The 7,414-nt window shown below is 56.0% G+C and carries 7 protein-coding genes and 3 pseudogenes; 5 read left to right on the top strand and 5 right to left on the bottom strand.

From position 1 onward, the window contains the following. Positions 1-206: IS3 family transposase (locus ACRXB1_RS25840; RefSeq protein WP_449493655.1), on the top strand; the 206-nt coding region annotated here is incomplete at its 5' end. 22 nt (positions 207-228) lie between these two features. Here the strand turns inward: ACRXB1_RS25840 and ACRXB1_RS25835 are convergent. The 5 genes and pseudogenes from ACRXB1_RS25835 to ACRXB1_RS25815 form a co-directional block, all read right to left on the bottom strand. Further along, a pseudogene (locus ACRXB1_RS25835) lies at positions 229-478 on the bottom strand (copper-transporting ATPase); the annotation flags it as partial. A gap of 165 nt (positions 479-643) precedes the next feature. Further along, positions 644-1,198: a cation transporter gene (locus ACRXB1_RS25830; protein ID WP_449493654.1), complete on the bottom strand. Its 555-nt coding sequence runs from the start codon at positions 1,196-1,198 to the stop codon at positions 644-646. 102 nt (positions 1,199-1,300) lie between these two features. Beyond that, a complete protein-coding gene (locus ACRXB1_RS25825; protein ID WP_449493653.1) occupies positions 1,301-1,498 on the bottom strand; it encodes a heavy-metal-associated domain-containing protein in 198 nt (65 codons plus the stop codon). A gap of 98 nt (positions 1,499-1,596) precedes the next feature. Further along, positions 1,597-1,755, bottom strand: a complete 159-nt coding sequence (locus ACRXB1_RS25820; protein ID WP_449493652.1) for a hypothetical protein — start codon at positions 1,753-1,755, stop codon at positions 1,597-1,599. 22 nt (positions 1,756-1,777) lie between these two features. Then, on the bottom strand, positions 1,778-1,990 hold the full coding sequence (locus tag ACRXB1_RS25815) for a MerR family transcriptional regulator (RefSeq protein WP_449493651.1): 213 nt from the start codon (positions 1,988-1,990) through the stop codon (positions 1,778-1,780). Positions 1,991-2,488: 498 nt separating this feature from the next. Between ACRXB1_RS25815 and ACRXB1_RS25810 the strand changes: the two are divergent. From ACRXB1_RS25810 to ACRXB1_RS25795, 4 genes and pseudogenes are all read left to right on the top strand, one after another. Then, positions 2,489-3,748 (top strand): annotated as a pseudogene (locus tag ACRXB1_RS25810) (type II restriction endonuclease). 348 nt (positions 3,749-4,096) lie between these two features. Continuing rightward, positions 4,097-4,426 (top strand): DUF4148 domain-containing protein, encoded by a 330-nt coding sequence (locus ACRXB1_RS25805; RefSeq protein WP_449493650.1) that lies wholly within the window; start codon positions 4,097-4,099, stop codon positions 4,424-4,426. Positions 4,427-4,927: 501 nt separating this feature from the next. Continuing rightward, complete coding sequence (locus tag ACRXB1_RS25800) at positions 4,928-5,599, top strand: heavy metal response regulator transcription factor (protein ID WP_449493656.1); 672 nt, start codon at positions 4,928-4,930, stop codon at positions 5,597-5,599. Positions 5,600-5,771: 172 nt separating this feature from the next. Continuing rightward, positions 5,772-6,999: pseudogene (locus ACRXB1_RS25795) on the top strand (ISL3 family transposase). The last annotated feature ends 415 nt before the right edge of the window (positions 7,000-7,414 follow it).

The following is a 7,414-nucleotide window of genomic DNA, read 5'->3' as shown; positions in this document are numbered from 1 at the left end:
ACAACGCACCCATCGAATCATTCTGGGGCTCACTGAAGAATGAACTCGTCTATCATCGCAAGTTCGCGACCCGCGATCAGGCCAGCAGAGAAATCACGGAATACATCGAGATCTTTTATAACCGGCAACGCACACAGGAGCGTCTGGACTATCTGTCGCCGGCCGCTTTCGCGCAGCGATTCCATTTGAGTAAAACCGCTGCTTAACCCGTTGGCGTCCATGGATTCCGACCGACCTCACACTGCTGAATGCCATTGCTGCTCCCGCTACGATTGGATTTAACAGGCCGAACGCTGCTAACGGCACGCCAATCAAGTTGCAGACGAAGGCCCAGAACAGGTTCGTCGAATCTTGTTGTCCGTCCTGCGCGAGATCGATAGCGTCTGCGATAAGTGCCGGGCCCGCGCATAAGAGTGACCCCCGCTGCCGCCATTGCGACATCGGTTCCAGTCGACATTGCGATACCAACGTCGGCCGCTGGCACTAGCGAGCGTTGTGCAGTTCGTTTTTGGCGCCAGATTTTATAAGGCTGCCTACAATGCCGTGCTGGCCAAAGCAGAGATGATTCATTTGCCCGGATGGGCGATGAGCTCATACACGCTGAGACCGTAAGCTGCAGTGGTTCCAAGAGCCACGAGCAAATTCATGTTTCCAGCGTGGGCCGACGCCGGAAGCATCGGGTGAGCGCCGAACAGCGTCGGGAGCATTGGTATGACGAGGGGACGGTTAAGACAGCGGACGCCATGACAGCAAGCATGTCGGCATCAAAATGAGACGGTGCGGGCTTGGTACTACTGGCAACATGCTGTGCAGCTTCGTATTCTGCCTTGGTCACCGCAGCGATTATTGCGTTATCGCTCACGCCGGTGCTCGTCGCCGTCGCGGTTTCAGTGGCTAGATTCACGACGGCAGTTGATACCCCAGGCAGCCGCAATATCGCTTTCTCTACGCGAGAGACGCATGAAGCGCATGTCATTCCCTTGATGTCCAACGTGGTCGGATTCGAAGCCACTTCATAGCCGGCGCGTTTTACCGCATCGACAATGGCGTTCTGCGCCACTGCAGCCCCGGCCGTAATACTGGCACGCTCGGTCGCCAGATTGACAGTTGCATGCGTGACATCTGGCACTTTATTCAGGGCCTTCTCGACGCGAGCGACCACGAGACACACGTCATTCCCTCGATGGGAATTGACCATTCCTTCGATGCCTGTTTGTCGTCGGCTTTTTCGCTTTTTCCAGGGTCACTTCCATTGCCAACACCTCGAAAAAAGCCCGGGTCAGAGGCGACCCGGGCGTAATCAGCTTTTCAAGACTGGGTTGTAACCAGCTTCCGTAATTGCGTTGAGCACATTCTCAGGCAAAACGGACGAAGTCACCTTCACCGTTTTCTGAGCGATATCGACGTCTACGGTGGCTGAGGCGTCGACCTGCTTCACTGCGTTGGTGATGCTTCGTGCGCAGCCACCGCAGCTCATATCGTTGACTTGAAATTCCATGCTTTCTCTCCGTCAGGTTATGTTTGATAAATCTAGTATCAACATTCCCATGGCAGGAAGGTCAAGACTTTTTCGATGCGCCATCGCGGCACGCCTTGCTAATGCCGGGACGCCGCCAAACCTTCGAGAACTGGGCCTTCCGGCCGATAGTCTCCGCAGCAATGTCGAGCTCGGTGCTCCAATGTGTCGCGCATTTCGGTAATCTCCGCGATGCGCGCGCTCAGTTCGGCATGGTGTTGACTTGCAAGCTCCTCCACCTCGCTGCTTGGGCGACTGCGGTCATCCCATCGCGCGAGCCATGGCGATTTGCTTCATCGGGAAGCCGAGCGTGCGCGCGTGTTTGACGAAGCGGAGGACTTCGACATCGTTCTGGGAGTGGGTACGGTAGTTCGACCCAGACCGGGTCGCCAGGCGGATAAGCCCCGACTCTTCGTATTGCCTCACCATTTCCGCGGACACTCCCGACGCTTTTGCCACTTCGCTAATATTCATGATGGAACTCCCCCGTCGGACACAGAGCCATTTTGAACCTTCCGGTGATGTGAAGATCAAGACAATTCTGCGGCGACTGTAGGTACGTAGCTGGGCTGGGTTTGCGGCAGTGGCAAAAGTGAAAGGCGCGGTGACGACATGCCTTTTGCGCTTGGTTCCTTGACTTACGACAAGGCACAGAGAACGCAAAACAGCGATGTCGGGCGTCCCAGATGGCGTGGACATTGCATGTTCGTCACCGTCTGGTCTTCTAGCTCCTGTCGCGACTTGAAGGCCAACATGCCTTCCGCCATTCGTCATTTTTTCGTTCACGAGAATACGACGCGATGCGCTGGGTCGCGGTCGGGAGAACTGACTGCGGCACGTTCTGAGTGCCTGCCTCAGCGCCGTTGCGGCCACTACTTCGTGGCAACCGCCGCCGACGCTGTGACCGTGGCTCCCCGCGGCCGAGTGACGGCGCAATGGTAGACTCGCGACCACCTAAAAAGGTCACGAAAAATGGACGAAATTTCCACCATGATTCGACACTGGAAGGCTGACCCTGCCGCCACGTTCCAGACCTGGTTTCTCTGGCCGGAGCGGCTTAAGAACTTTCGGTCCATCAGGCAGGGCCTCCGGCAGGTCGTCAAAGAGATTGAGTCGGGCACGTTCGGGAATACCTATCGAGGTTCCTCGCTCGAGACAGTCGTCCACTCGATTGCAGAGCAGCGCCAAATTTTCAAGGGCGCTGACCACGCTTTTCTGTGGAAGCCCAAGCTCCGGATTCCCGATATCTACGAGAGCCCAGCAAATCAGCGGGTGTTCGGTCGATTGCTCGACACCTGCGACTGTTGCAACGAAGCAGAAGAGGTCCTTGCCGCAATCAGAGTTCTCGATTCCCACACCATCTAAGGTCTCGGGCCGGCGGTGGCCAACCTCCTTTATTTCATACACCCGACGCTCGTAAGTCCATTCAATACGGCCATCGTCAAGGGCTTCAACGCCATAACTCGCTCCAACGTCAAGCTCGGCCGGTGGGACCACTATCTCACGATGCGCCAAAGCATCCTCGCATTCAACGCGGCCTACCGGGCACAACTATCAAACGACCTTGGCGCGGCCGCGGGATTTCTGTTCGACGTTGGAAGTGGACGATATCCGCTTCCGCCAGCCGCTAACGACGCGGCTTCGCACGACGCGTGGCGCAAAGATCTCCACGCGGTGCGCGAGCAGTCCGCGAGCCAGGCGAAGCAACTGGAAGCAACCAGGCAAGAGGATGCATCGCATACAGAGATTCAAGGATGGTTGCGCGACCTCGGACATTCGCTCGGGTATAAGGTCTGGATCGCGACCAACGACAGGTCCCGACCATACGCTGAAGGGAAGCTATCCGACGGATGCGTCGCGCAATTGCCCCCTTCGCTCTCGATCGTGGGCGGAGAGACGGTACCGTTGATTGACATTATTTGGCTGAGCGACGATGGCTCGGTCGTCGCTGCGTTTGAGGTGGAACACTCGACATCCATCTACTCAGGAATTGTCCGGCTTTTAGACCTCGCGCTGGGGTCGGCGGACACCATTCATCGTCATCTGTACCTCGTCGCGCCGGACAGCCGCGAAGCTGACGTGCGCAGCCAACTAGCCCGACCTGCTTTTTCACGGGTAGCAGAGTTGGGCATTAAATACATTCGATACAGCGCGCTCAAAGAACATCGCAAAAACATCGTGCGTTTCGGAAGTGGCATGAAACCTATCGAGGCTATTGCAACAAGGCTGTAAGCCGCAGACATTCACAGAGCCAGACTTGCCGATTGTTTATGTATAGGGCTTGCAGTGGCTCGGGACAGCCCCTTGTGGGCGCAATCGCGGCTCGCCGAACCTCTCTCTGAAGACCTCGAACTTCGCCTAGATGTTATGGATCGGGATTGCTCGCCGCCGCATATATCGGCGCGCTCCTGCCGGATTAGATTGACCGGCGAAACGCCTTAAAAAATCCTTTAACACTTAAGTGTCTGGACGTCGCGTGACTGAATGGTCATCTTCGCGTCACGGCCCGTTCAGACGCTATTGGCCAAAATAAGCGTATTGCACGTCGACCTCCGACGGAGCATTTACCACGGGGCTCTGATGAAACCGCACCACTGGGCAATCGCCTTTTGCATTACCGCAACCTCGACCGTCGCTTTAGCTGACTCTCTCCACAACTTCCCACAGCAGCAGGCTGATACCGTTCCTAGCAGCGCCGCATCCCGGCAAGACGTTTCAGGTTGGCAAGCACAGACGGGCGAGGCGGCTCCGGTTGGGAAAACTCGTGAGCAAGTCATCCAGGAACTGATTCAGGCCGAACGTGACGGGTTAGTACCAACGAGCCGAAGCGACTATCCGCCGAGCGACCGCCTTATCGAATTAAACAAGGAGCGCTACACGGTTCGGCAAAGAGTTGCGCGCGAAAAATGAACCCAACTTGCCACGGCGTTCCAAGTTGAGTAGGTCGTGAGTCCCGTGTTAGCGGAGTGTCGGCACACACTGGTAACAGCAGTGAAATGAGGATGAGACGTTCGACAACATGAAAACGAATTGTGGCAGACCAATCTTAACGGTCGCAGTAATAATGACGAGCATGTCTCTCGCTGCGTGTGGGTCAATGTGGAACACGGATAAACGCGCACCGGACGGCGTTAGCAAAACCAGCACGAGCCTTCGAATAAAGCCTGATTACCCGTGCCAGAACATGCATGTCCGCCTGCCTAGCTGCCCGTCTCGGTGATGACTACCTGTCTGTCAAGCGTTGATCGCGAACTTTGCGCGTCTTCGCTCGACTGATATCCGCCCGCACTTGCGTTCGGATTTGAACACTAGCACGCCTGTCACGTCATCTTGAGGACATTTTCATGAACCGCCCGCCCTGTAATCTGCGCCCTTTAAGTGACCCATAAAGAAGAACCCGAGTATCCGCCAATGCGCATCCTAATCATCGAAGACGAGCAGAAAATGAGTTCTTATCTTCACAAAGGACTCACTGAAGCAAGCTTCACGGTTGACACATCCGGCAATGGCCGTCATGGCCTTTTTTTAGCGCTCCATGAGGATTTTGACCTAATCGTACTAGACGTGATGCTTCCTGAAATTGACGGCTTCGAGGTTCTTCGAAGGCTTAGAGAACAAAAACAGACTCCCGTTTTGTTGCTGACCTCTCAAGACGGCGTAGACAGCAAGGTAAAGGGGTTCGAGCTCGGGGCCGACGACTATTTAGCGAAGCCTTTCGCTTACGCGGAGTTTCTGGCGCGAATCCGGTCACTGCTGCGGCGCGCCCCGCGCACTACACGTGACTTCTTGTTCGTCGCTGATTTAGAGATCGAGTTAGTCAAGAGGCGCGTGCGCCGGGGCAACGTTCGCATCGAACTCACGGCGCAGGAGTTTGCTTTACTGCAATTGTTGGCAGAGCGCCAAGGCGAAGTACTAACACGCACATTTATCACGTCGCAAATATGGGACATTAATTTCGACAGTGACACAAATGTAGTCGACGTTGCAGTACGACGATTGCGTGCGAAAATAGATTCACCGTTCGACCGGAAACTGCTTCACACAGTGCGTGGAATGGGATATGTCATTGAGGACAAGTCCTAAGATTATGCGCTAAAAAACATCGCCTCTTTTAAATTTGGAGTGGGTGGATTTGGCGGGTCAAGGGCGGGCGTGAGCCCGGCGCAGCGAACCCTTGAGGCGCGCTCATCCAGTAAGATGAGTCATGGGTGATTGCGGCAGAATGCGGGATTCACCCATGTAAAGCCAATCTGCTATGACGAATCAATTATTCGAATCCGCCCTCGGTATTACGGCTCCTTGGTATGTCCGAAGTGTTGACTTCGATGCTGCTCAGCGGCAGCTCAACATCGCTGTTGACTTCGTTGCAGGCAGCCGATTCGGCTATGCAGGAGTTGCCGGCGAGCATCCCGTGCATGACACGCAAATCAAGCGCCTGCGGCATCTGAATTTCTTCCAGCACGAGTGCTTCCTCGAAGTGCGAGTGCCCAGGGTGCGCCTGCCCGATGGTTCAGTGCGTTTGGTTGAGCCAGGTTGGGTGGGCCAGCTCAGCGGCTTTACATTATTGTTCGAGGCGCTCGTGTTGATGCTCGCGCAGCAGATGCCGTTCGCCGCCGTTGCACGCGCGGTCAATCTGTCGTGGCATCGAGTACATGCCATCTGTTCGCGGTTATGTGGAGTTGGCGCTCGCGGCGGCCGACCTGTCGGGTGTGACGGCGGTGGCGATTGACGAAACCTCGTACCGTCGCGGTCATGAGTATCTGACGCTGGTCGCCGACATGCAGGCGCGGCGGGTCGTGTTCGTCACCACAGGCAAAGATGCCAGCACGATAGAGCGCTTGGCCACCTACCTAAGCGAACACGGCGGCTCGCCCGAGCAAGTGAGCTCGGTCAGCATCGACATGTCGCCGGCTTTCGTCAAGGGCGTCAATGAACATCTCCCCGAAGCGCGAGTTACCTTTGACAAGTTCCACGTCGTCGCCCACGCGTCCAAGGCGCTCGACGCAGTACGTCGGCAGCAGCAGAAACTCGACCCTCAGCTTAAAGGCATGCGTTGGACGTTGCTCAAGGACGCCGACAAACTGAACCTTGCGCAACTCACCGACCTTGAGGCGTTGGTCAGTCAGTACACGACCAATCGCACCGCGCGAGCCTGGCTTTACCGAGAACAATTACGCGACATTCTCGAGCGCAAACAAATCAACGTCGTCTCCGAGATGCTGCATCAGTGGTGTACCAACGTCATGCGCTCCAAGGTCGAGCCCATGAAGGATGTCGTGCGTTTGGTTCGCAGACATTTCGATGGAATCGTTGCCTGGACCCAGACCCGTCAGACCAACGGTTTCATCGAGGCCATCAACGGCCTGTTTCAGGCAGCAAAGCGCAAGGCTCGTGGATATGCACGCTTTGAAACCATGCGTACGGTCTTGTTCCTCATTGCCGGAAAACTTAACTTCGCCGCGTTCAACGCGCATGCCCGCTGAGCCGCGTTACCCACTCAGTTTTCAAAAGAGCCAAAACATCGAACGTTTTTGCCCGACGTGCATGGCACCGTGTCGCGCCCAAATAAAAAAAGCCCGGCGTTCCTGCCAGACCCAAGGGGTTTTAATAGGAAAACGCGCAGGATGCAGAAGTGTCAGACGATTTGAACTCAAGGTCGGTGGTAAACACCAGATGCAACAAGCGCCGGTGCGCTTCCAGCAGTGTGCAAGCATCGATATGCAACCAGGTCCGCGTCGCGAAAAACATTAGCAATGGCAAACTCAATTACTGTATGCGGTCCATCAGCGACGCCCCTCAATTCAGGTGTCGGAGCGCGTGACGTGTGGTAGGAACGCGGATCAGCGTAGGTGGGCCGGCAGCTTCCAGGGAAGCAGCGCGTCGTAGTCGTCGACCGTC

It is taken from the genome of Caballeronia sp. M23-90 (assembly GCF_053574605.1).
The sequence above is the reverse complement of the archived record's forward strand: the minus strand, read 5'-3'. Positions and strand labels throughout refer to the sequence as shown.

Excerpts from the sequence above, each read along its gene's own strand:
- ACRXB1_RS25830 (WP_449493654.1), bottom strand. The coding sequence starts at position 1,198 with ATGGTCAATTCCCATCGAGGGAATGACGTGTGTCTCGTGGTCGCTCGC.
- ACRXB1_RS25825 (WP_449493653.1), bottom strand. The coding sequence starts at position 1,498 with ATGGAATTTCAAGTCAACGATATGAGCTGCGGTGGCTGCGCACGAAGC.
- ACRXB1_RS25815 (WP_449493651.1), bottom strand. The coding sequence starts at position 1,990 with ATGAATATTAGCGAAGTGGCAAAAGCGTCGGGAGTGTCCGCGGAAATG.
- ACRXB1_RS25805 (WP_449493650.1), top strand. The coding sequence starts at position 4,097 with ATGAAACCGCACCACTGGGCAATCGCCTTTTGCATTACCGCAACCTCG.
- ACRXB1_RS25800 (WP_449493656.1), top strand. The coding sequence starts at position 4,928 with ATGCGCATCCTAATCATCGAAGACGAGCAGAAAATGAGTTCTTATCTT.